A 26,504-nucleotide genomic window follows, 5' to 3' on the forward strand; every position below is an offset into this window, starting at 1 on the left:
CCTACAGCATCTGCTGGAGTTTACCTGGTGGAATGAAGAGAGTGTTTCAGGAGGTGGACACGATGTTGATGCGTACGGATCCGTTCCGCGACCTCGACCGTCTGACACAGCAGATCCTCGGCACCGCGGCCCGTCCGGCGGTGATGCCGATGGACGCCTGGCGTGAACAGGACCGGTTCGTGGTGGAGTTCGATCTACCCGGCGTGAATGCCGACTCGCTGGATCTGGACGTCGACAAGAACACTCTGACGGTGCGTGCCGAACGGTCCGCGCTCGACGAGAACCGAGAGATGGTTGCAGCCGAGCGTCCGCGCGGGGTGTTCAGCCGGCAGCTGTTCCTGGGGGAGAACCTCGATGCGGACAAGATCGAGGCGAATTACGACGCCGGGGTGCTGCGGTTGACGATCCCCGTCGCGGAGAAGGCCAAGCCCCGCAAGATCGAAATCAGTAGTGGGCATTCGGAGAAGAAGGCGGTCACCGCCTGAGCGCGGTCGACAGGGAGACCGTCAACGCTCGACTGAGATGACACGGCTCGGGAGGGGTGAATTGTCGATGACACTGGCGAACATGGTCACCGACGTGAACGCCACCGTAATTCCGGAGCGCGGCGCACGCGAAGTGGTGTGGCCGTGGCACGAGCTCGACTACGCAGTGCTCGAGGCCGATTCGGATCGCATCCTCGCCGACGCGCTCACGCCGCAGGCCGTGGTCCTGCTCGCTCGGCTGGCGACTGCGCCGGCCGGTCCGCCGCAGCCCTTCCCTCCCGCTTCGATGGGGTGGACGGTGTCGGCTCCTCCGGTCCCGGAGATCCGGGCCACGCAGCGTTCGCCACCGGCACCCGGAAAGTCCATCCGCAAGAGTATGTTTCGTCTGTGATGTCGTTCGGAACGGGGTGATGAATCAGACGAGTGCACCAGCTCACGGGGTTCGACCGCTGCCGCCTCCTTCACCTGTCATTGCTTCGCGCGCGGCGCGGCGAACCCGGGGCACACCGCCCGGTGCCGCCGATCAACGAAAAGGACCACACGACGGCGCCGACCGCGCACCCGACAACAATCCGTGGTGGTTGTGTCGGATCGACCGGGGCGCACGGCCATTAGTGGCAGACGGTCTTCGTCGGCTGTTCCGGGCGGGGCAGTGCCCACCTGTCACATTCACGAGAATCAGGAAAAGCGGGTGGGCCTTTCGTGCGGGTCGGGCTCGCCCGTTCTGGTGGTTCCGGCACCTCGATGCCCGGGACCACCTCTTCTCCGGCGCATCGCAGGAACGAAACGACGTGACGGCCGCCAATCGGGATCCGTATCAGGTGCTGGGACTGTCCTCGTCGGCGTCCCAGTCCGAAATCACCAGTGCTTACAGGCGGCTGCTGCGTGAACACCATCCCGACACCCGCACACGCTCCCGGTCCTCCAATCCGGCGGCGGACGAACACCTCCAGCGCATTCTGTCCGCCTACGCCCTGCTGCGCGATCCCGAGCACCGCGCCGCCCATGACCGGGCGGTGACCGAGAGGGCAGAGGCCGAATCCGATGTCCAGCCTCGGCGACGGCCGGAGGCTCCGACCCGGCCGGCCACCCCGATCCGCATCCGGGTCGTCGTGCGCGGTACCCCGCCGCCGCAGGGCCCACCCGCAACGGGGTTGTGGGTGAGCCCGGTGCAGTGGCACCGCTGACATGAGCACTCACCCGGTTGCAGCGACATCGCGCCGCCGTGCGGGAGGTGCCGATGAGGATCATCAGGGCGTCGTTCCGCCGAGGTGAACAGGTAGGTAGGTGGTGGAACATCCGTTGCCGCTTCAGTCTCGTTCGGGGCCGCCGGGCCCTTCCGTGGAGTTGCGGTGGGCATGAGAAGGCTGCCCGCGCTGGCGCTGGGGGCCTCGACGGCTGCGGTCGCGGTGGTCATCGCAGCGCCGCCCGCCTCCGCCGATACTCCCGGCGACGCGGACTCGCCGTGCTCGCCGCGACGCTGGCTGACGCGGTCACCATGGCCACCGACGCCGCGCAACCGGACGTGGTGGTCGATCCCAGCCGCTGGCAGACCGTCGCGAACATCGCGGCCACAGGTCTGAACAATGCCGATGCCAGCGGCTCGTCCGGCGACACCCGGAACCTGCTCGCCGGATGTCTGAGTGAATTCGCCGCGACCGGATCCGCCGCATCCGATGTGCTCGGCTCCTGCGCCGACGAACTCGGCGCCGTCGACGGCGGCATCGCCCCCGACTGGTTGCCGCACTCCAACTCGGTGACGTCTCCGAATCCGCAGGCCCCGGCTCGTTCGACCACACCCCCGCCGGTGTCGAGGCGCCCTCACCCGAGGGGCCTTCACCGGAAGCGAACACGGGCACCGCCGCCGCGACCGGCGAGCGAGAGGCCGAGGCCGCCGCGACGCCGGCCCCGCAGCGGCCGCGCACCTGGAATCGCCCCGGGACCAAGGAATTCGTGGCACCCAGCGCGGGCACCGTCACCTCCACCATCGGGAACGGACGCGGCCACGAAGGCATCGACATCGCGAACACACTGGGTGCCCCGATCGTCGCCGTCGCGGACGGTGAAGTCATCGACGCCGGCCCGGCCCAAGGGTTCGGGTTGTGGGTGCGGATCCGGCATGACGACGGCACCATCACCACCTACGGGCACAACAACGACAACCTGGTCGAGGTGGGGCAGCGGGTCAAGGCCGGACAGCAGATCGCCACCGTCGGCAATCGTGGCCAGTCGACCGGCCCGCACCTGCACTTCGAAATTGAAGACTCGGACGGGGAAATCGTGGATCCGGTCAAGTGGCTGGCGAAGGGCGGTGCCTCCATCGTCGGTCTCGACTGATCAAGCCTTTCTGTTCTCCGCCGCCGGAGGGAACACCCGGCACCAGAGGTCCTGCAGTGACGCAGCAGCGTGGAAATGGTGGTCGGTGATGATCGACGTCGAGGGCAGCATCGTCATCGACCGCCCCGTCGGGGAGGTCTTCGACTTCACTTCGAACCGAACGTGGAGATCACGTTCACCGGTGCGTTCGGCCCGGGCCGCTTCGAGGTGTCCTACCTGACCGAGGAGACCGCCAAGGGAATCCGGCTGAGCTGCCGCATGCGGATGGAGCAGAAGGGGCTGTTCGCCCTCGCTGACCCGGTGGTGGCCGCGAGCCTGCGGCGGGACTTCGCCGCCAACCTGCGAAACCTCGAGGCTCTGCTCGAAACCCGCGCCGAGTAAAGCCGCGTCCCTGTGTGGTCAGGTCAGAGCGCTGCCGGCCTGCCATTGCTCCCACGGGACGGACCAGTCGCCGTTCTGCCACAGCTCGAGGGGAGCACCGCCGGTGTTGCGGACCTCGACGATGTCGCCGGGGACGGAGAAGTCGTAGAACCAGCGGGCGTTGTCGGGGCTCAGGTTCAAGCAGCCGTGCGAGACATTGGTGTTGCCCTGCGCCCAGATGGTGTCGGCGAGTTCGTGGAGGTAGATGCCGTCGTTGCTGATGCGGGTGGCGTAGTTGATCGATTCCTTGTATCCGAGGCGGGAGTTCACCGGCAGTCCGTAGGTGGAGGAGTCCATGATGACCGGGTTGGCTTTGTCGATGACGGTGTAGATGCCCGGTTGGGTCCAGAACGAGAGGGTCTGCCCGCCCACGACTTCGGTGCCGCCCCGGCCCATCGACGTCGGCATCGTGCGAACCACCTGCCCGTTGTCGGTGACGGTGACCTGTTTGGTGGTGTCGTCGGCGACGGAGATATGGGCATCACCGATGGTGAACGAGGTCTGCGCATCCTCCTGCCCGAAGAGGCCTTCGCCGAGCGCGATGCCGTAGACGTTGGCGCGGACGGTGACCTGGGTGCCGGGCGCCCAGTAGTTCTGGGGTCGCCAGTGCACGTTCTGATCGTCCGCCCAGTACCAGGATCCGGTCACCGGGGGTGTGGACTCCACGTGCAGGGCTCTTTCAGCGGCGGCGCGGTCGGTGATCGGTTCGTCGAAGTGCGTGACGATCACGATGCCGATACCGAAGGTGCCGCCGTCGGCGAGCAGGTTCCCGCCGCTGGTGACGAAGGTGGGTTTGGTTTGGTTGCCGGGGGTGACCGTGGAGAACGTGCTGGTCTTCTCGCTCCGGACACCTTGGTCGCCGACCGCGGTGACCGCGAGGGTGTAGGTGCGGCCGTAGCCGAGGGGCACTCCCGGTTTCCAGGACATGCGATCGGGGGTGAAGATGCCCTCGACCACCCGTCCCTCGTCGTTGGTCATGGTGACCGTCTCGAGGGTGCCACCGGTGGTGCTCACCGCTACCGGGTCCGTGGGGTTGACCGCGGCAGCGCCGTCGGCCGGGGACACGGTGATCTCCGGTCCCGGCGGCGGTGTGGCCGGTCCCGCGGGTTGGTCGGTGGAGGGTGCGCAGGCGGCGGCGAGAGCGAGCAGCAGGACTGCGAGGACGACGGTGAGGTGACCGGGGCGGCGACGGGCGTGCATGACAGTGATTCTCCCGTGCGGAAGGGTCCGGGCGTGTGCAGTCGCTGTGCGACGGCGGTCACCAGGGCGGTTCGCGGCAGCGGCCTTCGCCCTCGGCGGGTTCGACCTAGGTGGCGCCATGCCCGTGGACAGCACCTCCACCAGGTGAACGGGGTGTCGCGGTTGTATTCGAACACCGCTGGCTCCCCATCTGCCGCATCGGTGCCGCCGACCGCCTGTCGGCGTTCCGTGCTGATGATTAAGCGCCTCAGCCTGGGGTAAGCACGGCTTACGCACCCCCGTCCGGCACCAGCTGCCCGCGACGCCGAGGTGCCCAGGTGCCAACACAGTGGGTGAAGACGATGAAAACCATTTGGCTGGTGTCGGCGGCCGCCGGGGCGGGATACCTGTTGAGGGGCTGGACCGCAAAGCTGACCGATTCCCCTGAGATCGTCAAACTCGGCGAGACAATTCGGGCTGACCTGATGAACTCCGCGAAAGCCGCGGCAGTCACCGCGGCCAGCTCGCGTATCGAATCGCTGAACAGCCGACTCCTAGCGAGCGGCGAGAAACCGGCGGGGAACGAGGACGCGGTTGCCGGAATCCCGCGCGGGTCGGGCGAGATCCGCGACTCCCACGTCGACGAGCCGCCGGAGAGCGAAGAAGAGCGCGCGGCGGATAGCAAGTCCGCGGCGGGCGAGCAGGTAGGTGAGGGCGGAAGGCTGTCGGAGGTCGAAGAAGAGAAGCAGGTCGAGAGGAGAGGCGAGACCGACGACAGCACCGCGCCCTACCCACCCGAGCAGGAGGAAGCGCCGAGACGCCGTCCCCGTAAACATGCCCGGAGTGCAAGCACGGCCAGAGAGATCCGCCAATGGGCGGTGCAAGAAGGCTATGAGATCTCCTCGCGCGGTCGCATACCCACGAACATCGAGCACGCCTTCCGCGTCGCCCACTAACCACCTCACCCCCGATGGGTAGAGCCACGGGTACCAGGCCCACGAGCTGATCATTTCGAACCGTGGCCGGAGGCGGACTCTGTGTGGGCCCGTTCCCTGGGTTTATCCTTCGCCCGGCAGGGGCTCCGTGGCACGCTATCGGTATGTGCGGTCGTCACGCCTCGACGACGAGCCGGGGAACGTTATCCGAAGATCGGCTCACGCATGATCAACGCTCGAGCCAATACCGTGCATGAGAAGCCTGCGTACAGGCAGTGTTTCAAGTCGCGGCAGGGATCGAGGCGATGCGGGCGGCAGGTGAGATCCGGGCCGGCGTGGGTGCGCCGCGCACCGCGTCCGCATTCATCGCGGGAATTCAGGGTGGGGTGCAGGTCCTGCGGTCGACGGGCAGTGTCGAGGATCTCGAAGCCGTCCTCGACACGCTGATCGACTATCTTCGGGGCCCGGGATCGACCGGCGCTGCCTGCTGATCGGCCGGGATGCCACCGGGAATTGGCGTGCGCTGCACCGGTGCGTCGTCGGGGCAGCGCACGACAGCGTGGCACATTGCCTCGACACCGCAAGGAACCCTGCGATCTTCGCGGTGGGCTGGTGGGTCGGGCTACCGCTTTCGGCGGCGGTTGTTTCGCCCGTGAGGAGGGCATCAGGTGACGCACCGGCTACCAGCGGACGGGATCGGTGCCGTACCTGTCGGTGAGGTGGCGCGCGGCGGCGGCTTCGCACAGGTTCGGTGGGAGCCGCTGTGTCCGAATTGGGCAGGTCGGCTCAGCTGCCGACGTGGCTGTCGAGTTCGCCGAGGTCGGGACGAGTGCGGCGGCAGGTGGTGCGGGGGCTGTATCGACGTGAGCGGGGCCGGCGGTGGTGGATCGTTGGTTCCGCGATCCGGGCTGCAATGCTAAAGTGCTGAAACGATCGTTTCAGTGCTTGGTTGTGCGATCGGAGCGAGGAGGACGTGATGCATCAGACCCACGTGGCCGGTGAGGGCGAGGCCGCCACTGAGGTCACCATTCGACCGCTGGGAGCGCCGGGCGATCTGGGGTGGGTGATCCAGGCCAACGGTGAGGTGTACGCCAACGAGTTCGGTTGGGACAGTGGTATCGAGGTGCTGGTGGCGCAACTGGTGGCCGAGTACGCACGCAATCACGACGAGCGTGAAGCGGCATGGATTGCCGAACTCGACGGCGCCCGCGTGGGTTGCGTGTTCTGTACCCACGGCGACGACGACGTCTCGGCGAAACTGCGTGTGCTGGTGGTCGACCCGAAGGCGCGAGGACACGCGCTCGGGCGTCGACTCGTCCATACGTGCGTCGACTTCGCTCGGCAGGCCGGATACCGCCGTATCGGCCTGTGGACCGTCGACACTCTGTCGTCGGCGCGGCGCATCTATCAGGCGGCCGGCTTCGAGCTGGACTCCGAAACGAGCAGCCGGCTCTTCGGACAGGACCTCGTCGAACAGTGCTGGTCACGAGAACTCTAGTGAACCGAGAACAACGCGGAGATCGTGTGGCGCATGAACGGCCCGCCGGCTCGGCGTCGGCCCGTCATATCGAGCTGCTCGATGCCGCGCACGCCTACGTCATGGCCAATGGGCTGGCAGAGCTCACCTTGCGGCCCCTGGCAGCAGCAATCGGGTCGAGTCCGCGGGTGCTGTTGTATCTCTTCGGCAGCAGGGAGGGATTGATACGCGCGATACTGGCGCGCGCCCGCCGTGACGAACTGGGCTTCCTCGACGAGATACGTCGCGACGCCGAAGACGATCCAGGGGCGATCTTCCAGGTCGCCCGAACGGTGTGGTCGTGGCTCGTGGCCGACGCACACCGGCCGATGCTCGCCCTATGGGTCGAGGCCTACGGCCGATCCTTGACCGACCCCACCGGACCATGGAACGAATTCGCCGAGGCGACCGTGACCGACTGGCTGGACGTCCTCGCCTCGGCGCAACCGGAACACACGCGCGGCACCGCTCGTGCGCGCGATCAACGGACCAGTGTGCTCGCCGCACTGCGGGGTGCGTTGTTGGACCTGCTGGCCACCGGCGACGCGCAACGCACAACGGCCGCGGTCGATCACATCCTTACCGCGCTGCACACCGCCCAGTCCGACGATCATTACCGATCCTGAAAACCCTGCACGGCAACGGGTATCGCATCGACGGTGCGGCTGGAACTTGTGGCAACCCACCCTGCCCGGGGCCGGGTTACCGCGCCACACCGTCATCCCGGTGGATCTGTTCTTCACTGAGCCCGCCGGATCACCGAACCGCACCCACGGCTCCGGTGTCGGGGTGTGTTCGCGAGCGATCCGGGAGCCACGTGTCCTATTCGGTGGGTGGCTAGTGCGTGCTCTCCTGTCGTAACGTCGCAGTAGAGCGAAATTCCAGGAGGTCCCTGATGGCCGCAGCGCGCATTCCATATCAGCGGGGCAGTCGTGGCTCCCGACTGACGCGAACAGCGAGATTCGGTCATGAGTGACCGGGCGCCGTTCCTGATGACCGGTGTGGGCGGCGGTTACAGCAGCATCAGCCGGCTGGTCGCGGAGCTGCTGCTGCGCAGTGGCGAGCCCGTGCGGGCGATGGTTCATCGCGACGACGGCCGCGCCGATGCCTTACGGGAGCTGGGAGCGGACATCGTCGTTGGCGATCTGACCCGACCTGGAGACGTCGCTGCGGCGCTGGCGGGCGTGACGCGGGTGTTCTTCAACATGAGCGTCTCCGCGGACTATTTGGAGGCCGCCGCTGTCGTCTGCGCGATTGCCGACGAGCGGGGCGACCTCGAGGCGTTGGTGAACATGTCGCAGATGACGGTGTCGCAGATGACGTCGACCAGCACCGCGGAGTCGCGGCACCAACGACTGCACTGGCTCGCCGAGCGCATCATGAACTGGTCCGGTCTGCCCGTCGTCCATGTCAGACCCACGGTCTTCCTGGACAACCCGCTGTTCACCGTCGTGGCGAGCCGTTCGGTCGCCGAACACGGTGTTTTGGCTTTGCCGTTCGGTACCGGCAGGACGTCGCCCGTCGCCGCCACCGACGTCGCCCGTGTCATCGCCGCCATTCTTCAGGATCCAGCAGGCCGTGTCGGGCAGGTCTACGAGCTGACCGGTCCCGCCGTCCTGGACATAGACGGACTCGCCGAGCAGTACACCCGTGGCTTGGGTCGGCCGGTAACGGGATCCGATCTGCCCTACGGAACGTTCGTGGACATCATGGGCGCGGTGCCCGGCATCTCCTCGCACACCGTGCAACACCTCCTCACGGTCGCCGCACTGCACCGCGACGATCGCTACAACCGGCTGACCACCGACGTCGAGGACGTGACCGGCGAGCCCGCGCAGTCGGTCGAGCAGTACGTCGCCGCACACCGCGAGCTGTTCTCGAAGTCGGCTGCCTCCGGGTAGTACGGGCCAGGGTTATCGCGGTGGTGCGTCGAGCCGAGTCCATTCGTACACCCATTGCCGCATCCGGGTCCGGGTCGACACCGCGTGTACGAGTGCCGGGACGAGGACGATGCCGCCCGATCCGAGCGCCCATAACCCGCCCGCGGCGGTCACGGCCACCACCGTGTCTTCCCGGTTGCTTCGGATGGGGCCGGTGAGGTTGCCGTCGGCGCCGACGCTGATGGTGGTGGTCTGACCGGCCGTTGTGGTTCGTCTCCTTTCGATTGTGCGACGGAATCCGCCGCGGTGCATTCCCGTCGTGCGACGTCACCGCGCATCGCTCGACCTGCGCCACGCGTTGGATGCGATCACGTCGCATACTGTCCTGATGATCGTGGAACACGCACTGCTGTCCGTGGCACCCGCGAGGGTCGAGGAGTTCGAATTTGCGTTCCGGCAGGCCGAGTCGATCATTTCGTCGATGCCCGGATTCCTGCGACTACGGTTGTCACGCGGCCTCGAGCGACCGAATGTCTACCTCCTGCTGGTCGAGTGGGAAGAACTTGAAGACCACACCGAAGGCTTTCGTCGGTCGAGCGAGTACCAGCAATGGAAGGAGTTGCTGCACCACTTCTACGAGCCCTTCCCACTCGTGGAGCACTACGAGCCTGTCCGCGAAGTGTGATGATTCGACGCCTCGCCGAGGCTGGCGCAACACGCGGACACCAGCCTTGTGGTGGCGGGACTGCCGCCGTCACCGCAGGACGGGCAGACCATTGTGACGGTCTGTGCGATTTCGTCGACAGTGACGGTGAGCGGGACGGCGCACTGGCGGCACCACCTGTGTCGCGTGACGGCGTTGACGTGCGTCGGCGACGCGACGCAGTGGTGGATCCACCGTCGGTGCAGCGGGCACGTGGTCCGGTCGTCGGGGGACAACCGCCGCGCATCCTCGGCAGCGTCTTCCCAGGCCAGTCGATCACCCAAGGTGGTCGACTGGGCCGGTACCAGCCCTGATGAGCGGTGGCGGCCCGGCGCGGGCCGGATCGCGCAGGACGTGGTCATGGGGTCACCTCGACGAGATCGAACCGGGAGTGCAATTGCGCCCAGGTGGCCCGGCGACGGCCGTCGTGGGTGCGGTACCCGCTGCCCGGCTCCGGAACCCAGGTCCGCATCAGATCGTCACGTACCGCGGGGCGGTCGGCAGGTTCGCAAGTGTGCGCCAGCGCGGCGACCAACCACACCCGGGAGGTGGTGCTGCCGGGGAATGCCGAGTGGGTAGCCGCGGCAGATGGGTTCGTATTCATGGGTCGTCCTCACGTCGGTCCCGGTCGCGTACCTGTACTCGAAAATGGTTGCCCGTCAACGAGTTGCTGATCCGCGTGGGAACTTCTGTCTGACCTCATGATCCGCCGGACTGGGTGTGGCGGCCGTCTCATTTCCTGACACTGGGGGGCGGACGACTTCAAATGTCGATGCCGAATTCCTTGATCTTGCGGTAGATGGTGGCCCGGGAGATGCCGAGAGCTGTTGCTGCGGCCCGCTTGTTGCCGTGGTTCTCTTCGAGGCTGCGCACGATGGCGTCGCGTTCGAGGGCTTCGATCTGTGTGAGTGTGTGTCGGCTCAGAGCGCGGCACATCGGGGGTAGCTGCTCGACCTCGACGACACCGGAGCGCTGACGCTGGACCACCTCGTGCAGAACCTGCCGGAGCTCGGTGACGTTTCCGGGCCAGCTGTACTTGCAGAGTTGACGCATCGCCGCAGGCGAGAGCGACAAGTCCGCGCCGCGACCGAGCTGCCTCAGCAGATGCGGTACCAAACTGTGAAGATCGTCGATGCGATGACGCAGCGCGGGCATGGTGACGGTATGACTGAAGTGGGGAAGGACCAGGTTGTCGAGGTCGGTGTTGTGACCGGTTCCGCCGATGGTCGCGCCGATCCATCCTGCGTGTTCGCGTCCTTGAACGAGGTCGGCGACTGTCCGCAGCTGTGACTCGCCGAGGAGGTCGATGTCGCGCAGGATGACGCTGAATCGGTCTTGTCCGAGTTCCTGTTCGAGTGCCGGCAGACCGGCGCTGTCGCCTGCGAGTTCGGCCACTGTGAAGATCCGTGTGCGGATGGGAATATGTTCGATGGCAGCAGCTTTGAGGGCTGATCCGCGGCCGCTTCCGGCTTCGCCGGAGACGGTGACCCACTGTTGCTCGCGCGCGCAGCGGGCGATTTGCTGGCAACTACGGCGCCAGGACGCGCTGCTGCCGGTGATTCCGGGCAAGACGCGGATGCTCTCGAGAGCAGGGGATCCCGAGGTGGGGATCTCGAGCAGATGTACGTAGAACAAGGCCATCTGCCTCCGAGCGCCGGGCCCGAAGTCCTCTACCGATGACAGCCGGGCCGTCTGCCCACTGGGCAGGGCGACGATGTGTCGTTGGGTGGCGGGCGCGCCGCTCAGATCGACGGCGTGTTCCAGCAAAGCGCCCTGATCCTGGGCATCCAGCGCCACGCGTAGTTTTCGGTTGACGAGCACGACATCGTCTCCGAGCGCCAACACTCCTGTTCGGGGTGACCGCCGACAGGCCTTCAGATAGGCGTTGAGTAACGCGGTCTGGTCTGCACTGGCCTGTGCCAGAAGGCGGCCTTCGATCTGAGCCGTGGCGGATTTGGCGAGGGTGGCCAGTAGGGGGCCCCCGTCCTCGACCCAGCCGGTGAGGTCGAGTGCACCGACGAGGGCGCCGGACATCGGGTGGGTGATCGGGACACCGGCGCAAGCCAGTTGCCCGAGACAGTCGGCGTAATGCTCGGCGCCGGTCACCAGGGTGGGCTGACGGGTTTCGAGTGTGGTGCCGATGCCATTGGTGCCGGCGAATTCTTCCGAGTAGCTGTAACCGGGTATCAGTTGGACGTCGTCGAGTGTGTGATTGAGTCTTCGGCTGGCGGTGATCCTGGTCAAGATCACTCCGTCGGCCGAGGTCAGGATGACGCTCACCGGTTCGTCGACCAGTCCGTCCGCGAGCTGCCGCAAGACGGGTTCGGCGGCCGCAACGAGAGGGCAGTCCAGGTTCGGCTCTCGCACGAACGGGAGGTCGAGCTGATCCGGGCGCACCTTGAGCGACTTCGATCGCTGCCACGAGTACGAGATGGGCTGGCGAACGGAACTGTCGAGGTCGTCGTCGGCGAGGAACAGCTCTCGCGCCCTCTGTAGATCCTTGCTGGTCATGCTGTGTTTACGCCCCGATTCTCCACCGCTCACGTAGTTGAGACTACGTCGTCTCGTTGTGAGACGGGTCTCAATATGAGACGGGGTGGTCGACGTCAGTGCGGGGACGGCCGCGTCGTCGGCCGGGATTCGCGGTTATCGACGTGGCCTTTCGCCGCTCGGGAAGGGGGATGATCAACTCGCTGCAGCCGCGCGGCGCACACGGCGAGAAGACGCTGCCGGAGGGTGTCGTCGAGGGGCGGGAAACGGCGCCCTGCCAAGACCTGCAGGCGTTCGAAGTACTGTGCCTCGGTCCACCCGAACGTGACGAAGATGTCTTCGGCGCTGCCGCCGCCGAACAACGCCCACCGGTTTCCGAACTCCACGACGATGTCGTCGTCCCGCTTCGACCGGACATGTGGTTTCGTGGGCGTCATATCGCGCGCCCCGAATCGAGAAGTTCGGTGGGGTCGAACGGTGCCGCGGGGCTGGTCCTGACCACGGTCATGGCTTGTCCTTCCACAGTGATGTATTTCGTCAGGTTGTGCACCGGACCGGGTTACCGGCTGATCTCCAGTTCGCCCATGCGGGACCAGTCGGTGCCGGGTAGGTCGGTATGGATGATTCGCGGTGTCTCACTCAGCGCCGGGCGCATCGCGTCCAAACCCTTCCGGAAGTGGTCGGCGGCGACGTGGTCCGAGCCGGCCTGCCCGTCCCGGAACGCCTCGATCAGCACGAATTCGGCGGGATCGTCTGCGCTGCGGTGCCATTCGAACCAGAGGTTGCCCGGTTCGGATCGGGTCGCGTCGGTGAACTCCTGGGTGACGAGCAACCAGTCGTTCCGGTACTTGTCGAGAACCTTGAACTTCACCACGATGAAAATCACAATGACTCACTTTCTTTCGGACGGATTCCTCACCGCCGGAACGGGGGAGTGGGTCACCGCCTCGTAAGACCGTCGAGGCGGTGACCCACTGGCTTGCTCTAGTAGATATTCGACGGGCGAACCATGCCTTCGGCGAGATCGCCGAAGCCGGGTGCCATGATGGCACCGGGATTGCCCAGCACCTCTTCCACGACAGCGGTTTCCGTGGTGATCAGAAGTGCCGCGATCGAGGCCGCGCTTTCGAGGGCGGCGCGGGTGACCTTGAACGGATCGATCACTCCGTCGTCGAACATGTCCCCGTATTCACCGGTGAGGGCGTTGAAACCGTGCCCGAGCGGCAGACCGGCGACCACCTCGACGACGTCGTCGCCGTCGAATCCTGCGTTGATCGCGATCCAGCGCAGCGGTTCGGGGAGGGCGCGGCGCACGACGTCGCATCCGATGGCCTCGTCGCCGGCCAGGGCGAGGTCGGCCAGAGCCCGGTGTGATTGCGCCAGCGCGGTGCCACCGCCGGAGACGATGCCCGCTTCTACCGCGGCGCGGGTGGCGGCCAGGGCGTCCTCGACTCGCAACATCCGCTCCTTGAGCTCGACGCTGGTCGCGCCGCCGACGCGGATGACGGCAACCCGACCGGTGAGCCGGGCGATGCGCAGTTCGAGGCTTTCCTGGTCCGCTTCGATCTTGGCGCGCTCGTGCTGGGACTCGAGCTGGGCGATGCGGGCGTCGAGCAGGCGCTGGTCTCCGTGCCCGCCGACGATCGTGGTCTCGTTTTCGGTCACGGTGATGCGGTCACACGAACCGAGATGCTCGACACCGATTTCGGACAGTTCGATGCCGGTGTCCTTGGCGATCACGTGCCCACCCAGTGCCACTGCGAGGTCTTCGAGCTCGGCGACGCGGCGGTGCCCGAATCCGGGGGCCCGGACGACCACCGACTGCATCGTCTTGTGCATGTTGCCGCCGACGAGCAGTTGCAGGGCCGGCCCGTCGACTTCCTCGGCCAGTACCACCAGGGGGCGGTCGGCGCGCTTGGCCACCTCGATGCTCGGCATGATGTCCTGGACCTGGGTGATCTTCTTGTTGGTCAGCAGAATCAGCGGATTTGTGTGCACCGCTTCCATCCGCTCCGGGTCGGTGACCATGTAGCCGGAGATGTACCCGTGATCGAACTCGATGCCATCGACGATGTCGACCGACAGCCCGAGGGTGTCGCTCTCCTCGGTGGTGACGACCCCGGACTTGCCGACGTAGTCGACGGCCCTCGAGATGGCGTGCCCGATCACTTCGTCGTCGCTGGCGGCGAGGGTCGCGATCCGCTGCAGATCGCTCTGCCCCCCGATCTGGGAGGCCTGCTCGCGGAGGGAGTCGACGACCGCGGACACGGCCCGCTCGATGCCGCGCCGCACCCGCATGGGGTTGGCGCCGGCGTCGACGGCCCGCAGACCCTCGCGGACCATCGCCTGGGCGAGCACGGTTGCCGTGGTGGTGCCGTCGCCGACCACACCATTGGTTTTCATCGCCACTTCCTTGACCAGCTGGGCACCCATGTTGGCGAAGGGTTCGCGGAGCTGGATCTCGCGGGCGATGGTCACGCCGTCGTTGGTGATCGTCGGTGGTCCGGTGAGCTTTTCGAGCACCGCGTTGCGCCCCTTGGGGCCGAGGGTCACCTTGACCGCATCGGCGAGGGCGTTGACGCCGTGTTCGAGCCGCGCTCGGGCGTCCGTGTTGTACCGCAGCTCTTTTGCCATGGCTGATGTTCCTTTCGTGCTTCGAGCGGAGGATGCGGAGTGCTACGGGACGAGAATCGCCCGGCCGCGCACCCGGCCGGCATCGAGATCGTCGAGTGCTTGCTGGAAGTCCTCGAGCCGGTACCGGGTGGTGTGCAGGGTGACCTTGCCCTGGGCGGCAAGGGTCATGAGCTCCTGGAGGTCGTTGTAGGAGCCGACGAGATTTCCGATGAAGTTGATCTCGGTGGAGATCACATCGATCGTCGGGACGTCGATGTTCTCGCCGTACCCGACGACGTAGTAATTCCCGGCGCGGCGCAGCATCGCGATCCCTTCCCGGGTCGCGCCGCCCTCGCCGACGAAGTCGACGACGGCTTCGGCGCCGCGACCGCCGGTCAGGTCGAGCACCTGCTGGATGTGGGTGCCGTCGGCGACGATGCCGTGGTCGGCGCCGATCTTCACGGCGAGTTCGACGGCCGCGGGGTTGCGGTCGAGCACGACCACGGTGACGCCGGAGATCGCCTTGAGGACCTGGATGCCGATGTGGCCGAGTCCGCCGGCCCCGATCACCACGCACACGTCTCCGGGCCGAGTCGTTCTCGCGGCCTTGGCAACGGCGTGGTAGGCGGTCAGACCTGCGTCGGCGAGGGCGGCGACGTCGGCCGGTTCGAGCGAGTCGTCGATCCGGACCACGCTGCGGGCGGTGGTGCGCAGATATTCGGCGTACCCGCCGTTGACGTCGATGCCGGGGAACGTGCTGTTCTGGCAGTGGACGTCGTCACCGAAACGGCACGCCCGGCACAGTCCGCACGTGATGAGCGGGTGCAGGATCACCTTGTCGCCGACCGTCACGTTGGTGACGGCGTCGCCCACGGCGTGGACCCAGCCGGCGTTTTCGTGGCCGATCGTGTACGGCAGCGCGACTCCGGACTTCGCCTCCCACTGTCCTTCGAGGATGTGCAGGTCGGTGCGGCACACGCCCGCGCCGCCGATGCGCACGATGACATCGAGGGGGCCCTCGATGGTGGGTTCGGGAATGTCGGTGAGCTGCAGTTTGGTGTGGTATCCCACCACTTGCACGGCCTTCATCGCGGACTCCTGGTTCTGAGGTTGGTGATTCGCGGTGTGGCGCCGACGGATTCGCTGTCGGCGTAACGGGTGGCGAGCAGGCCCCGGCAGAAGTGGGCGTTGCCTTCCATCGAGATTCGCACCGACTTGGCGAAGCGCAGCCGCATCGGCACCGACTCCGGGGGGATGCGCTTGCCGTCGTCGTCGACGAACACCCGGCTGGCCGGGCAGATGCTCAACCCGATGCCGATCCGGCGACGCAGCAGCGCGGCCTTGGCCTGTCCGGGAGCGAGGTCGCTGAGGGTGAGTCGGTAGATCTCGTTCACACCCACATCGGTGGTCTTCAGATGCGCCTCGACGCACCGCTCCATCGCCGCGGCGTGCGCCTTGGACCGGAACGTTCGGCGCAATTCGTGCAGACTGTCCTCCGCCTCGGCGCCGAACGTCCCGACGTATCCGGCGTCGGCCGCGAGGCCGGCGTTGATCTTGTCGCTGTCGTGATGGTCGTCGAGCAGCACCCGCACCTCGCCGATGTCCTCGACCAGGCGCAGGGCGTCGAGGGCGTCGGAGGCCATGAGGTAGGCGAAGTTCGGCGAGCAGAACGCGGTGGGCAGCCGCAGGTGCACGGTCACCCCGCCGTCGTCGAGGGTGACCGACCGGACGAAGCCGAGATCGGTGATCGGCTCGTCCAGTTCCGGGTCGGTGACCGTCGACAGGGCCATCAGGACGTCCTGGTCGGTGCAGACAACGGCGGCGGTCATGACGACACGGTTTCCCGCGCCCCGGCAGCGACCTCCACACCTTCCTGCCCGGCCGGCTCGGCCAGTCGGAGGTCCGCGGGAACGTCGATGTCGTACAGCGCCGCCGCGTTGAGGCCGAGGATCTTCTGCTTCTGCGGGGCGGTGATGGGGGCGTACTCGGTCTGCATGTCCTCGGGGATCTGGAAGTCGACGAACTTCTCGATCAGCCACTTCGGGGTCCACAGCGCGTAGTCGCTGCCGAACAGGATCTTGTCCTCTCCGATCCAGTAGAGCAGCTCGCCGATGATATGGGCGAAGTAGCGGGGCCGGGTGTGGATGAACGGCAGGGCCACCGCCAGGCCGCCGTACACGTTCGACTCCTGGGTGGCGATCCAGCAGAAGTCCTCGAGCCGCGGCAACCCCACGTGCTCGACGACGAATCGCAGGTCCAGGTAGTCGGTGGCGACCTTGTCGACGTCGGAGACGTCGAAGGCGTCGCGGTCGAGGGGGCGGATCGTCGGACCCTTGTGGACGTGAATGTTCTTGATCCCCAGCGTGATGCACTCCTCGAGGTAGCGCCGCGACCACTTGTCGTCGAGTTTGTAACCGCGGGAGTCGCCGTGCCATTCGGCGGTGTAGAGCTTGACGCCCTGCAGGTTCATCCGGTCGGCATCCTTGCGGAGCTGTTCGAGCCCGGCCTCCTCGTGGCGGGGATCGTAGGCGTGGTTGTAGGTCAGTTTGCCGGGGTGCTTGGCGACCAGGGCGAGTGCTTCGTCGGTTCGCCCGAATCCGTTGTGGTAGAAGTCGCTGAGCAAGGTTGCTTGGAAGATCGCGTGATCGACGTATCCCTCCACGAAGATGTCACGCTCGAAGCGTTCGCTGCCGTAGTACGTGTAGGTGTCGTAGTCCCACACGACCTCTTCGGGGCTGAGATTCTTGTGATAGTCGTAGAAGCAATCGATGAACTGCTTGCCGTGCACGTTCTTCTGGTTCGACTCGCGGGCGTCCCAGACGTGTACGTGGCCGTCCACGATGAAATACTTCTCGCCGTTCTTCTCATACATGTTGGATGCTCCGGTTTCAATCGATGGGTAAGAATCGGGCCACGGCTCGCCGCAGCTGCGTAATTCACCGGCTGATGGTGACTTTGAGTGCGTCGTGGGTGTCTGCATGTGCAAAGACGTCGTACGCGTCCATCATTTGCTCGAGCCCGAACGAGTGAGTGCTGAACGTCCCGACGTCGATCTTCTCGTGGGCCACCAGATCCAGGAGGGTAGGAATGGTGGTGCCGTTGACAAGTCCGGTGGTGATCGTGATGTTGTTGATCCACAGATCTTCGAGGTGTAGATCGACAGGTTTGCCGTGCACACCGACGTTGGCGATGCTCCCTCCGGGACGTACCAGGGCAGTGCACAATTCGAAGGTTTCCGGGATCCCGACTGCCTCGATCACCACGTTCGCGCCTAGACCGTGAGTGAGTTCGAGGACGCGGGCCCGGACGTCCACCGTGCCACTGTTGATGGTCTCGTCCGCACCGAAGCCGAGTGAACGCTGGAGCCGAGCTTCGGAAAGATCGACAGCAATGACGGTCGCGGCGCCGTAGAGCCCTGCCGTGCGCATCGACGCCAGCCCGACCGGGCCCGCACCCACTACCACGACGGTGTCGCCAGGTTGCACTCGAGCGTACTGCACCCCGATCTCGAAACCGGTGGGCAGAATGTCGGCAAGGAAGATTGCCTGCTCGTTCGTGACGGCCTCGGGCAACACGTGCACGCTCGTCTCGGCGAAGGGCACGCGCACGTACTCTGCCTGCGTACCGTCGATCAGGTGTCCGAAGATCCACCCGATGCCACCGACGGAGGCGCAATGGGAGGGCATGGCGCATTTGCAGGGCCCGCACTTGCCGCAGGAGGTTATCGCCGGCACAAGCACCCGATCTCCCACTGCGAGTGACGTAACGGCCGACCCGACTTCGGTGATGACGCCGACTGCCTCGTGCCCGAGCACGCGGCCGGCGGTAACAGCGGGCACATCACCTTTGAGGATGTGCAGATCGGTCCCGCAGATCGTCGTCGTATCGACGCGCACTACTACATCGGTGGGGTCGACCAGGTGTGCGTCGGGTACATCGGTCCACGACATCGAGCCGGGGCCCTGGAACACAAGTGCTTTCACATCGATCTCATTCTCTGAAGGGTTGACGACGCACCCGCCGAAACCTGGGATGCCTCTCAGTCCACCGGCGCCGCCCACCAAGTCCGGTCGGGCGGCGCCGGCACGGTGCAATGTCGGTTCGTATCTACTGTGCTGTGAGGTCGAATCCGATGTACTCGGCGGCGTCCTCGGGGCTGGCGAACAGCAGGGTCTTCTCGTCGAGGTGGACCATGCGCCCGTAGTGGGTGGAGCTGATCTCCTCGAAGATGGAGCCGTCGAACTCCTGGCCGAGGGCGTCGGTGAGTTCCTCGTAGTCGAAGTCGAGCAGCTTCTGGCCGTCGACGCGGATCATCGACGGGTACTCGGTCAGCTCGACACCGTCCTTGGCGCCCATCACTTCCGCGACGACACGGCCGATGGGGGTGTTCATCAAGGTGACGCCACACATGTTGGAGAACTCGGTGGACGATCCGAATTGCATGCTCACTTGTCCAACTCCTTGGGGATGTCGAGCCCGAGGTCCTCGAGCAGGGAACGGAACTTGTCTGTGGCGGCGTCGAAACTGGTGGCGAAGGTGATCGCCTTGTCGGCCGGCTGCGACCAGATCGGCTGCAGCGCCCGGGCGGCGTCGAGGCACCGTGGCACCCAGATCGAGAGCCAGGCGCCGAACAGCTCCTTGTTCGTCTCCCCGTGCTCGGGGTCTCGGGTGAGCAACCGGAACAGGTTGCGGGTGTAGGCGAGGTCGCGGTCGTAGTCGTGTTCGCCGGTGCCGACGATGGTGGGGGTGATGTAGTCACCGTTACCGGCGGCGATCTGCATGACCAATTCGCTGCGGAACAGGGTGCCGACCAGCTGCTCGAAGACGATGTTCGAGGCGAACAGCAGCTCACACCAGTCCGGAACCGCGGTGAGCCGCTCGACGACCTCGCGGGTGGGCTGCCACTCGGGTGCGGACTGCCAGACCTCCTTGTGGGCGGTGCCGTCGAAGTCCTCGGTGGCCTCGGACAGGTCCAGGTTGAACAGGGCCAGGTCCTGGGCGAAGCGCATCTTGTGGGCGGCGTTCACCGCGACGGCGGTGTTGATCATGTTCGTCGGGCAGGACCGCTGGATCGAGGTGAACACGTGCAGCGCCAACCCGTTCTCGGCGTGCATCCAGGCCCCCAGGTTGCGGGAGATGAACGTCAGCCACGGGGTGTTCCAGGCGTCGTAAACTCGGGCACGCTTGGCGTTGGACAGGCACAACTCGACCTGATGGACCACCTTGGAGTTGTTGCGGAAGATGGTCTGGTCCCACTCCTCGTTCGGGTCGAGGAAGGCGTGCCAATTCGACGACTTCGCGGCTGTCCACTCCTGTGGGTAACCGCCGGGTCCGTCACCGAAGCCGTAGATCCAGCCCTGCGAGAGGTGACGGTCGGGGTCGGGCTGCACGTCGACGGTCACGTCCTCGTACATCGTCGACCGCTTCTTGGCCGGCGTGTAGTAGCTGAACGAGCGGCTGCGGGAGCTGGGGAACTCCAGCGCACCGGCTTCGGAGTCGGTGAACTCGATCTTCGGAAAGCTGCGTTGCTTGGACTCGGAGGTTGCGGTCATCTCGTTTCTCAGTTCTGTCGGTGAAGCAGGAAAGTGGTTTCCCAGGACGTTTATTCGAAGGCGGGGCTGGTGAACTTGTCGTAGAAGATCTGGTCGTGCGGGGTGCCCTTCGCCTCGAGCAGTGCCAGGGCGGCGTCGACCATCGGCGGCGGCCCGCACAGGTACACCTCGGCCCGCCCGAGCTCGGGTTCGCTGCAGCTGACGACGTCGGTGACGTTGCCGTCCTCGACGGTGATCGCACCCACCGGCGGCGGGTCCATCGATTCGGACAGGCAGGCCACGAAACTGAAATCCTTCAGTCTCTGTCCGAGTTCGAGGATCTCGTCGAGGTAGAACAGGTCCTGCGGGGTGCGGGCACCGTAGTAGAAGTGCACCTGCCGGGTGTTGCCCGTCTCGCTCATGTGCCGCAGCAACGACAGCAGCGGAGCCATCCCCGCGCCGCCGCCGATGAAGACCATCGGCAGAACGTGGCCTTCCTTGATGGTGAACGACCCGTACGGACCGGTCAGGGCGATCTCGTCACCCACCGAGATCCCGTCCTCGAGCAGGCCGGCGAATTTGCCGCCGGGGTACTTCTTGATGAGGAATTCGACGTGCCCCGGCGTCGATTGGGTTGTCGCCATGGAGAAGGACCGATGCTCGTCGGTGCCCGGGATGTGCAGGTCGGAGTATTGACCGGGTTTGAATTCGTACCCCGCGGGTTCGACGGGCGCCAGTCGCAGCGACACGATGTCCTTGGTCATCGACTCGATCCCGGTCACCTGGGTGCGCACATCCTGGATGGGGACACCGCCCAGGAGTTCGTCCTCGTCGAAATTGAGCAGTTCGATCGTGCAGTCGCTGTATGCGGTTGAGCGGCACAGCAGCACGTGCCCCTCGTCGACCTCGGCGTCGTTGCACGCAAATGTCGAGTAGTCCTCCATCTGGATATCGCCGTCGAGGACAAAGGATTTGCAGGCCGAGCAGCGTCCCTCGCGGCAGCCGTGCATCAGGTGGATGCCTTGCCGGAACGCGGCATCGAGGATGTACTCGTCTTCGCCGACTTCCATCTCGATGTCGACGGGCTCGAAGTTGATACGGTGCTTGTCGGCCACGGGGTCTCTCCTGGACTCGTGAAGTGAATGGTGAAGCGGTGGGTGGCGCCGGAGTGGCCGCGGCGCCACCCACCGGGCCTTGAATCAGGCCGGAACTGTGCCGCCGGCGCGGTACGCGGCGATGTGCGCGTTGCGTTCGGCGTCGGACATCTGGTTCAGCAGCACGTTCGGACTCTGGAAGGTGTTGCCTCGTACGTCGTCCAGAGTCCACATCTTCTTCGGGTCGTCCAGATGGAGGTGCGGCTGACCGATGAGGGTCTTACCGTCGTCGCGCACGTAACCGAGGTCCTGCACGATGTCAGCGAGATCCTTTCCGTGATGGAGGGTCTCCCACTCCCGGAATCCGGTGAGACGCCCCATGTTCGGGGTTTCCCGGCCCTCGTACTCGCTGCGGAACGCGACCGCGTCGGTCCAGTAGCAAGTCTCCGAGCAGTAGGTCCGCCACTGGTCGTCGACCTTCTCCACGACCATGTCCTCGCGGATCAGGGCCGGCACCATGCAGGTCCAGCACCGGTGCGGGTACTGGTACCCGACCTCCTCGAACGCGATCGGCTTGTTACGGCCGGGGTAGGCGAGGCGGTTGTACTCCTCCCACCATTTGCCGTACTTCGAGTACCAGCCGGGGTACTTGTGCTCGAACCATTCGAAGTCCTTGTCGGTCATCGTGTCGATCCGCCAGTAGTTCACCGGCCAGCCGGTGGCGAAGAACCGGGCCACCTCGTGGACGTAGCCCTTCTCGGTGATCCGCTTCCACGACTCCTCGACCAGGTCGTGCGGGATCGTCAGGCCGTACTTCTCGAGCGGGATGAGGTAGCTGCGGTAGTAGTCGTCGTAGATCCACCGCCGCCACATCTCGGCGTAACTTTCGCGGTCCTTGCGGCGGTCCTTCGTGCCGTACTCGATGAAGGTGCCGATCGCTGCGTCGACGACACAGTGGTTGTTCCACCATGCGTACCGCAGATCCCGTTCGAGCAGCGGCCGGTTGCGCTCGTCGGCGAGCGCCATCAGCAGGATCGAATAGCCGTTGGAGATGTGCCGGGACTCGTCGGATTGCACCGAGTGGAACACCGTCGGCAGCAGGTAGTCACCGTTGGCGGCGGCCTCGTCGGGCATCGCGACGAACAGGGTGTTGGTAAACGCGGTCTCGGCGACCACGGTCAGGTAGATGTTCGCGGCGGTGATTGCGTCACCGGTGATGAACCCTTCGCCGAACTGCCGGCCGATGGTGCCCGCGTAGTTGTTCGAGAACGCCTTCTCGGTGATGTCGAACCCGGCGGGATCGATGTAGTTGTTCATGTACAGCTTCTTGAGGTTCATCTGGATCGTCGAGTGACGTACCTCGTCGATCATCTGCACCGCCAGCCCGTTGTGGATTTCCGGGTTGGGGACGGCGTCGATGGCCATCGGCATCGCTCGGGCCGCCGAGATCTCCGGGAACGGAATGATCGACAGGAACAGCTTCTGCCATTCGAGCCACCGCTGCTGCACCTGGCGGAACATGTTGCCGCGGATGGCACCGTCCATGGCGCCGTACACGCGGTTGTCCTTCTCTTCCTCCATCGGGAAGTAGGACCGCATGATCTGCTTGAGAGGGTCCTTCTTCGGAGCCTTCTCGAAGGTGTAGTCGGTGCCGAACCGGGTGGCCGGGGTGGCGAATGTCGGATCCCATGACAGTTCGGTGATCTTCGCGTGGGCCTTTGTCAGGCTTTGCCTACTCAATGTGCGCCTCCTGGATCGTGAGCCGGCCGGGTGCCGACTGTGGGGGGACGTTGTGGAAATTGATTGAACCCCGTGATCCAGCTCTCATTCGTCTCAGTGTGAGACGCAGGTCACTTCCGAGTGGGCGGTGGCTGCCTACACTTGCCCCGCGCCGCGGCAGACCCTCACACCCTCGATCAGCCGACACAGGAGACCAGAGCGAGTGACCCCACAGCCCTCCAGCACGTCGCACCACCGCACGACGCGGAATTCGAACTCGGACTCCGAGTTGGCTCCGGCCTCGAGTTCGCCTACGGGATCGGACCACCTTCGTCTGAGCACTTGGCTTCGGGTGTCCTGGTCGCGATCTCGGCAGGCGTTGGGCGACGACGACCGGCCCAACGCTGCATACGTCGAGCGCTCGACCACCGATACGGTGCTCGAGCGAGCCGCCCGATCCGTGCTGCCCGCATTGGCGGCCGACATCGAAAACGAGCCGGTATCACTGATTCTCACCGAATCGAACGGCATCGTGCTCTCCCGCACCGCCGGCGACAGCACCTTGCTCACCGCACTCGACCGAGTCGACCTCGCCCCGGGCTTTCGCTACGCGGAAACCCAGGTCGGCACCAACGGAATCGGCACCGCGCTCGAGGTCGGCCGACCCCTCCTGGTGGACGGAGACCAGCACTTCAGCGGCCCGCTCCGGTCCTTCTCCTGCGCGGGGGCTCCGGTGACGCACCCCATCACCGGAGCGATCCTCGGGGTCGTGGACCTGACCACCGCCGCGCAGAATTCCAACACCCTGTTGCTGTCCTTCGCCACACTCGCCGCGGCCCGCCTCCGTGAGCGCATGCTGGACGACGCAACCGAACCGGACCGGGCGATCTTCAGTGCCTACCGGTCCGCATGCCGACGTTCCAGCCGACCCGTCGTCGCCGTCGGTGACGAGGTGGTGATGATGAACTCGCTGACGCGGCAACAATTCGACTCACCAGACCAGATGGCGATTCTCGAACGCACCCGAGACATCGGCGGCGAAACGAAACCGATCACGATCCTCACCGACCTGCCCAGCGGAACGGTCGTACGCCTGAGTTACGAGCCGACATTCACCGGTGACCGGCTGGCCGGAGGAATCGTCCGGATCACGAAACAGGTTGCTTCGCCCAGTTTTTCCATCCCGAAGGTGAACGCGTCCACCCCGCCCTCGATCGCCGGCACCAGCCCGCTCTGGCGGCATACGGTCCATTCGGTTGTCGAGGCCTGCCGGCGACAGGACTGGCTCGTCGTCGACGGAGAACCAGGAGTGGGCAAGACAGCCCTGATCCGAGCGGCGCACCAACTCGTCCCGAACCGAAGACTTGCCGTACTCGATGCCGGCGAGCTCGGCGGCGACGACCTCCTCACCCAGGTCTCCGTCGAACTCGGCAGCGGATCCGATCTGGCAATACTGCACGCACACGCCATGAGCGAGGCTCATCTCGCCGCACTCGCGGACCTACTGCAGGGCCCCCACGCGCAGGAGCCACCTCTCAGACCGTGGGTGGCGCTTACCCGGTATCCCCAGGACTCGACCGACACCAGTTCACTGCTGCGCATGTTCCCCAAATCGGTCACGGTGCCACCCCTGCGGCACCACCTGGACGATATTCCCGATCTTGTGCGCAGCCTGCTCGACACCCTGGGGGCCACCGGCCTCACCCTGGCTCCGGCCGCCTCGAATCAGCTCGCGCGTCTGGCGTGGCGCGGAAACGTCACCCAGCTGAAGAAGGTTCTCGAGGACACCTACCGGCGGCGACGGTCCGGCATCGTCGAACTCGACACCCTGCCTCCCGCATGCCGTTCCATACACGCCGAACGTTGACCAGGATGCAGGCGCTCGAGCGGGACGCGATCGTGGACGCGCTCGCGCTTCATGCCGGCGACAAGACGGCCGCCGCCACCGCCATCGGCATGTCCCGAGCGACGATCTACCGCAAGATCCGCGAATTCGGAATCGTGCCCTGAACGACCCGGACCCCGGGAATGTCAAATTGAGACACCGCTGCGCTCTGCCCTGAGGGATGCTCTCGCCGAACCACATTCACCCGCCCAGCCTCGGGTGTCAGACAGGAGAAATCGATGACCAACCCGAACGGACTCACCACAGTCGCCGGTGCACCGGTACCCGACAACCAGAACAGCCTCACCGCCGGCGCACGCGGTCCGATGCTCCTGCAAGATGTCTGGCTTCTCGAGAAGCTCGCGCATTTCGACCGCGAAGTCATCCCCGAACGCCGCATGCACGCCAAAGGCTCGGCCGCGTTCGGCACCTTCCGCGTCACCCACGACATCACCGCACACACCAACGCCGCCGTATTCTCGGAGATCGGTAAGCGGACCGAAATCTTCCTGCGTTTCTCCACCGTGGCCGGCGAGCGCGGCGCAGCCGACGCCGAACGCGACATCCGCGGATTCGCCTCCGCTTCTACACCGAGCACGGCAACTGGGACGTCGTCGGCAACAACACCCCCGTCTTCTTCTTCCGTGACCCCCTCAAATTCCCCGACCTCAACCACGCGGTCAAGCGCGATCCGAAGACCAACCTCCGCTCTGCGGAAAACAACTGGGACTTCTGGACCAATCTCCCGGAAGCGCTGCACCAGATCACCATCGTGATGTCCGACCGCGGCATCCCCGACGGCTACCGGCACATGCACGGATTCGGGTCACACACCTTCTCGTTCGTCAACGACGCCGGAGACCGCTCCTGGGTGAAATTCCACTTCCGCACCCAGCAGGGCATCAAGAACCTCACCGACGAAGAAGCCGCCGCCGTCGTCGCCGGCGACCGCGAGTCGGCGCAACGCGACCTCTTCGACGCGATCGAGGACGGCAACTACCCGAAGTGGACCCTTTTCGTGCAGATCATGCCGGAAGCCGACGCCCAGACCTACCGCTACCATCCGTTCGACCTCACCAAGGTGTGGTCCAAGAAGGACTACCCCCTCATCGAGGTCGGGGAACTCGAACTCGACCGGAACCCGGAGAACTACCACGCCGACGTCGAGCAGGCCACCTTCTCCCCGGCGAACGTCGTCCCCGGCATCGGATTCTCACCGGACCGCATGCTGCAGGGCCGGCTGTTCTCCTACGGCGACGCCGCCCGCTACCGGCTCGGTGTCAACCACCACCAGATCCCGGTCAACAGCCCCAGGGGCGCAACCCACGTCAATTCCTTCCACCGCGACGGTGCCATGCGCGTCGACGGGAACCAGGGCAGCGTCCCGAGCATCGAACCCAACTCCCACGGCCGATTCGCGGACCAGCGCAGCTACGCCGAACCGCCACTCGAAGTCGGCGTGGTCGCCGACCGGTTCGACTACCGAGCAGACGACGACAACTACTTCGAACAGCCCGGGAACCTCTTCCGCAGCATGAGCGCCGAGCAGCAGACCGTGCTGTTCGAGAACACCGCCCGTGCCATCACCGGAGCGTCGGCCGCCGTCATCGAGCGCCACATCGCCAACTGCACCCAAGCAGACCCCGCCTACGGCGAAGGCGTGCGAAAGGCCTGTGAAGCCCTCGGCACCTTGTAAGTCGCGGCATCCCGGCCCGCG

The 26,504-nt window shown here is 65.6% G+C and carries 27 protein-coding genes and 2 pseudogenes; 14 read left to right on the forward strand and 15 right to left on the reverse strand.

Annotated features, from left to right (window positions below):
- Window positions 1–62 precede the first annotated feature (62 nt).
- From OYT95_RS36750 to OYT95_RS36770, 5 genes and pseudogenes are all read left to right on the forward strand, one after another.
- Window positions 63–485, forward strand: a complete 423-nt coding sequence (locus OYT95_RS36750; RefSeq protein ID WP_037231944.1) for an Hsp20/alpha crystallin family protein — start codon at window positions 63–65, stop codon at window positions 483–485.
- Between the two features lie 67 nt (window positions 486–552).
- Window positions 553–876: a hypothetical protein gene (locus OYT95_RS36755; protein ID WP_268790412.1), complete on the forward strand. Its 324-nt coding sequence runs from the start codon at window positions 553–555 to the stop codon at window positions 874–876.
- Window positions 877–1,276: 400 nt separating this feature from the next.
- Window positions 1,277–1,672 carry a J domain-containing protein gene (locus OYT95_RS36760; protein WP_268790413.1) on the forward strand — a complete coding sequence of 132 codons (396 nt, stop codon included), beginning with the start codon at window positions 1,277–1,279 and terminating at the stop codon, window positions 1,670–1,672.
- Window positions 1,673–1,843: 171 nt separating this feature from the next.
- Window positions 1,844–2,822: pseudogene (locus tag OYT95_RS36765) on the forward strand (M23 family metallopeptidase).
- Window positions 2,823–2,984: 162 nt separating this feature from the next.
- Window positions 2,985–3,203, forward strand: a complete 219-nt coding sequence (locus tag OYT95_RS36770; protein WP_268790414.1) for a hypothetical protein — start codon at window positions 2,985–2,987, stop codon at window positions 3,201–3,203.
- An 18-nt stretch (window positions 3,204–3,221) separates the two neighbouring features.
- Here the strand turns inward: OYT95_RS36770 and OYT95_RS36775 are convergent, their stop codons facing one another.
- On the reverse strand, window positions 3,222–4,442 hold the full coding sequence (locus OYT95_RS36775) for a L,D-transpeptidase (protein WP_268790415.1): 1,221 nt from the start codon (window positions 4,440–4,442) through the stop codon (window positions 3,222–3,224).
- A 317-nt stretch (window positions 4,443–4,759) separates the two neighbouring features.
- Between OYT95_RS36775 and OYT95_RS36780 the strand changes: the two genes are divergently transcribed.
- The 5 genes from OYT95_RS36780 (at window position 4,760) to OYT95_RS36800 (ending at window position 8,773) form a co-directional block, all read left to right on the forward strand.
- On the forward strand, window positions 4,760–5,377 hold the full coding sequence (locus OYT95_RS36780) for an Lsr2 family DNA-binding protein (RefSeq protein WP_245973240.1): 618 nt from the start codon (window positions 4,760–4,762) through the stop codon (window positions 5,375–5,377).
- A 254-nt stretch (window positions 5,378–5,631) separates the two neighbouring features.
- The gene (locus OYT95_RS36785; protein WP_268790416.1) at window positions 5,632–5,847 is read left to right on the forward strand and encodes a hypothetical protein; all 216 of its coding nucleotides are present in this window, start codon (window positions 5,632–5,634) and stop codon (window positions 5,845–5,847) included.
- A 485-nt stretch (window positions 5,848–6,332) separates the two neighbouring features.
- Entirely contained in the window at window positions 6,333–6,854 is a 522-nt protein-coding gene (locus tag OYT95_RS36790) for a GNAT family N-acetyltransferase (protein WP_052033116.1), read from the forward strand.
- A gap of 26 nt (window positions 6,855–6,880) precedes the next feature.
- Entirely contained in the window at window positions 6,881–7,498 is a 618-nt protein-coding gene (locus OYT95_RS36795) for a TetR/AcrR family transcriptional regulator (RefSeq protein WP_037231904.1), read from the forward strand.
- A gap of 342 nt (window positions 7,499–7,840) precedes the next feature.
- Complete coding sequence (locus OYT95_RS36800) at window positions 7,841–8,773, forward strand: NAD(P)H-binding protein (RefSeq protein WP_268790417.1); 933 nt, start codon at window positions 7,841–7,843, stop codon at window positions 8,771–8,773.
- A gap of 12 nt (window positions 8,774–8,785) precedes the next feature.
- On the opposite strand, the gene OYT95_RS36805 is transcribed toward OYT95_RS36800, so the two are convergent.
- A complete protein-coding gene (locus tag OYT95_RS36805; protein WP_235214339.1) occupies window positions 8,786–9,064 on the reverse strand; it encodes a hypothetical protein in 279 nt (92 codons plus the stop codon).
- Between the two features lie 76 nt (window positions 9,065–9,140).
- On the opposite strand from OYT95_RS36805, the gene OYT95_RS36810 reads away from it, so the two are divergent.
- The gene (locus OYT95_RS36810) at window positions 9,141–9,437 is read left to right on the forward strand and encodes an antibiotic biosynthesis monooxygenase family protein (RefSeq protein ID WP_268790418.1); all 297 of its coding nucleotides are present in this window, start codon (window positions 9,141–9,143) and stop codon (window positions 9,435–9,437) included.
- 376 nt (window positions 9,438–9,813) lie between these two features.
- Here the strand turns inward: OYT95_RS36810 and OYT95_RS36815 are convergent, their stop codons facing one another.
- The 13 genes from OYT95_RS36815 to OYT95_RS36875 all read right to left on the reverse strand — a co-directional run bounded on the left by OYT95_RS36815 (window position 9,814) and on the right by OYT95_RS36875 (window position 22,923).
- Window positions 9,814–10,059, reverse strand: coding sequence for a hypothetical protein (locus OYT95_RS36815; protein ID WP_268790419.1), 246 nt, complete (start codon window positions 10,057–10,059; stop codon window positions 9,814–9,816).
- 158 nt (window positions 10,060–10,217) lie between these two features.
- Entirely contained in the window at window positions 10,218–11,966 is a 1,749-nt protein-coding gene (locus tag OYT95_RS36820; RefSeq protein ID WP_268792313.1) for a sigma-54-dependent Fis family transcriptional regulator, read from the reverse strand.
- A gap of 95 nt (window positions 11,967–12,061) precedes the next feature.
- Window positions 12,062–12,382, reverse strand: coding sequence for a hypothetical protein (locus OYT95_RS36825; RefSeq protein ID WP_268790420.1), 321 nt, complete (start codon window positions 12,380–12,382; stop codon window positions 12,062–12,064).
- Window positions 12,383–12,504: 122 nt separating this feature from the next.
- Window positions 12,505–12,831 carry a putative quinol monooxygenase gene (locus tag OYT95_RS36830; protein WP_037231914.1) on the reverse strand — a complete coding sequence of 109 codons (327 nt, stop codon included), beginning with the start codon at window positions 12,829–12,831 and terminating at the stop codon, window positions 12,505–12,507.
- A 98-nt stretch (window positions 12,832–12,929) separates the two neighbouring features.
- Window positions 12,930–14,579: a chaperonin GroEL gene (gene groL / locus OYT95_RS36835; protein ID WP_268790421.1), complete on the reverse strand. Its 1,650-nt coding sequence runs from the start codon at window positions 14,577–14,579 to the stop codon at window positions 12,930–12,932.
- Between the two features lie 42 nt (window positions 14,580–14,621).
- Entirely contained in the window at window positions 14,622–15,647 is a 1,026-nt protein-coding gene (locus OYT95_RS36840) for an NAD(P)-dependent alcohol dehydrogenase (protein ID WP_268790422.1), read from the reverse strand.
- Window positions 15,644–16,387: an iron-sulfur cluster assembly protein gene (locus tag OYT95_RS36845; protein ID WP_128638444.1), complete on the reverse strand. Its 744-nt coding sequence runs from the start codon at window positions 16,385–16,387 to the stop codon at window positions 15,644–15,646. Before OYT95_RS36845 ends, OYT95_RS36840 begins: the two co-directional genes overlap by 4 nt.
- Window positions 16,384–17,430 carry an amidohydrolase family protein gene (locus OYT95_RS36850; protein ID WP_268790423.1) on the reverse strand — a complete coding sequence of 349 codons (1,047 nt, stop codon included), beginning with the start codon at window positions 17,428–17,430 and terminating at the stop codon, window positions 16,384–16,386. Before OYT95_RS36850 ends, OYT95_RS36845 begins: the two co-directional genes overlap by 4 nt.
- Window positions 17,431–17,494: 64 nt before the next feature.
- On the reverse strand, window positions 17,495–18,541 hold the full coding sequence (locus tag OYT95_RS36855; RefSeq protein ID WP_268790424.1) for a zinc-binding dehydrogenase: 1,047 nt from the start codon (window positions 18,539–18,541) through the stop codon (window positions 17,495–17,497).
- A 124-nt stretch (window positions 18,542–18,665) separates the two neighbouring features.
- Window positions 18,666–19,007, reverse strand: coding sequence for a propane 2-monooxygenase effector subunit MimD (gene mimD / locus OYT95_RS36860; protein WP_009472934.1), 342 nt, complete (start codon window positions 19,005–19,007; stop codon window positions 18,666–18,668).
- On the reverse strand, window positions 19,004–20,110 hold the full coding sequence (locus tag OYT95_RS36865) for an aromatic/alkene monooxygenase hydroxylase subunit beta (RefSeq protein WP_037231925.1): 1,107 nt from the start codon (window positions 20,108–20,110) through the stop codon (window positions 19,004–19,006). Before OYT95_RS36865 ends, mimD begins: the two co-directional genes overlap by 4 nt.
- Window positions 20,111–20,160: 50 nt before the next feature.
- Complete coding sequence (locus tag OYT95_RS36870) at window positions 20,161–21,204, reverse strand: FAD-binding oxidoreductase (protein WP_128638446.1); 1,044 nt, start codon at window positions 21,202–21,204, stop codon at window positions 20,161–20,163.
- Window positions 21,205–21,288: 84 nt separating this feature from the next.
- Window positions 21,289–22,923, reverse strand: coding sequence for a methane monooxygenase (locus OYT95_RS36875; protein WP_037231929.1), 1,635 nt, complete (start codon window positions 22,921–22,923; stop codon window positions 21,289–21,291).
- Window positions 22,924–23,254: 331 nt separating this feature from the next.
- Here OYT95_RS36875 and OYT95_RS36880 point away from each other — a divergent pair, with 331 nt between their 5' ends.
- The 3 genes and pseudogenes from OYT95_RS36880 (at window position 23,255) to OYT95_RS36885 (ending at window position 26,483) form a co-directional block, all read left to right on the forward strand.
- Complete coding sequence (locus tag OYT95_RS36880; RefSeq protein ID WP_442972535.1) at window positions 23,255–24,769, forward strand: sigma-54-dependent Fis family transcriptional regulator; 1,515 nt, start codon at window positions 23,255–23,257, stop codon at window positions 24,767–24,769.
- Between the two features lie 5 nt (window positions 24,770–24,774).
- Window positions 24,775–24,912: a helix-turn-helix domain-containing protein gene (locus tag OYT95_RS44845; RefSeq protein ID WP_442972576.1), complete on the forward strand. Its 138-nt coding sequence runs from the start codon at window positions 24,775–24,777 to the stop codon at window positions 24,910–24,912.
- A gap of 114 nt (window positions 24,913–25,026) precedes the next feature.
- A pseudogene (locus OYT95_RS36885) lies at window positions 25,027–26,483 on the forward strand (catalase).
- Window positions 26,484–26,504: the final 21 nt, after the last annotated feature.

It is taken from the genome of Rhodococcus sp. JS3073 (genome assembly GCF_026810085.1).
Lineage (GTDB): Bacteria > Actinomycetota > Actinomycetes > Mycobacteriales > Mycobacteriaceae > Rhodococcus_F > Rhodococcus_F wratislaviensis.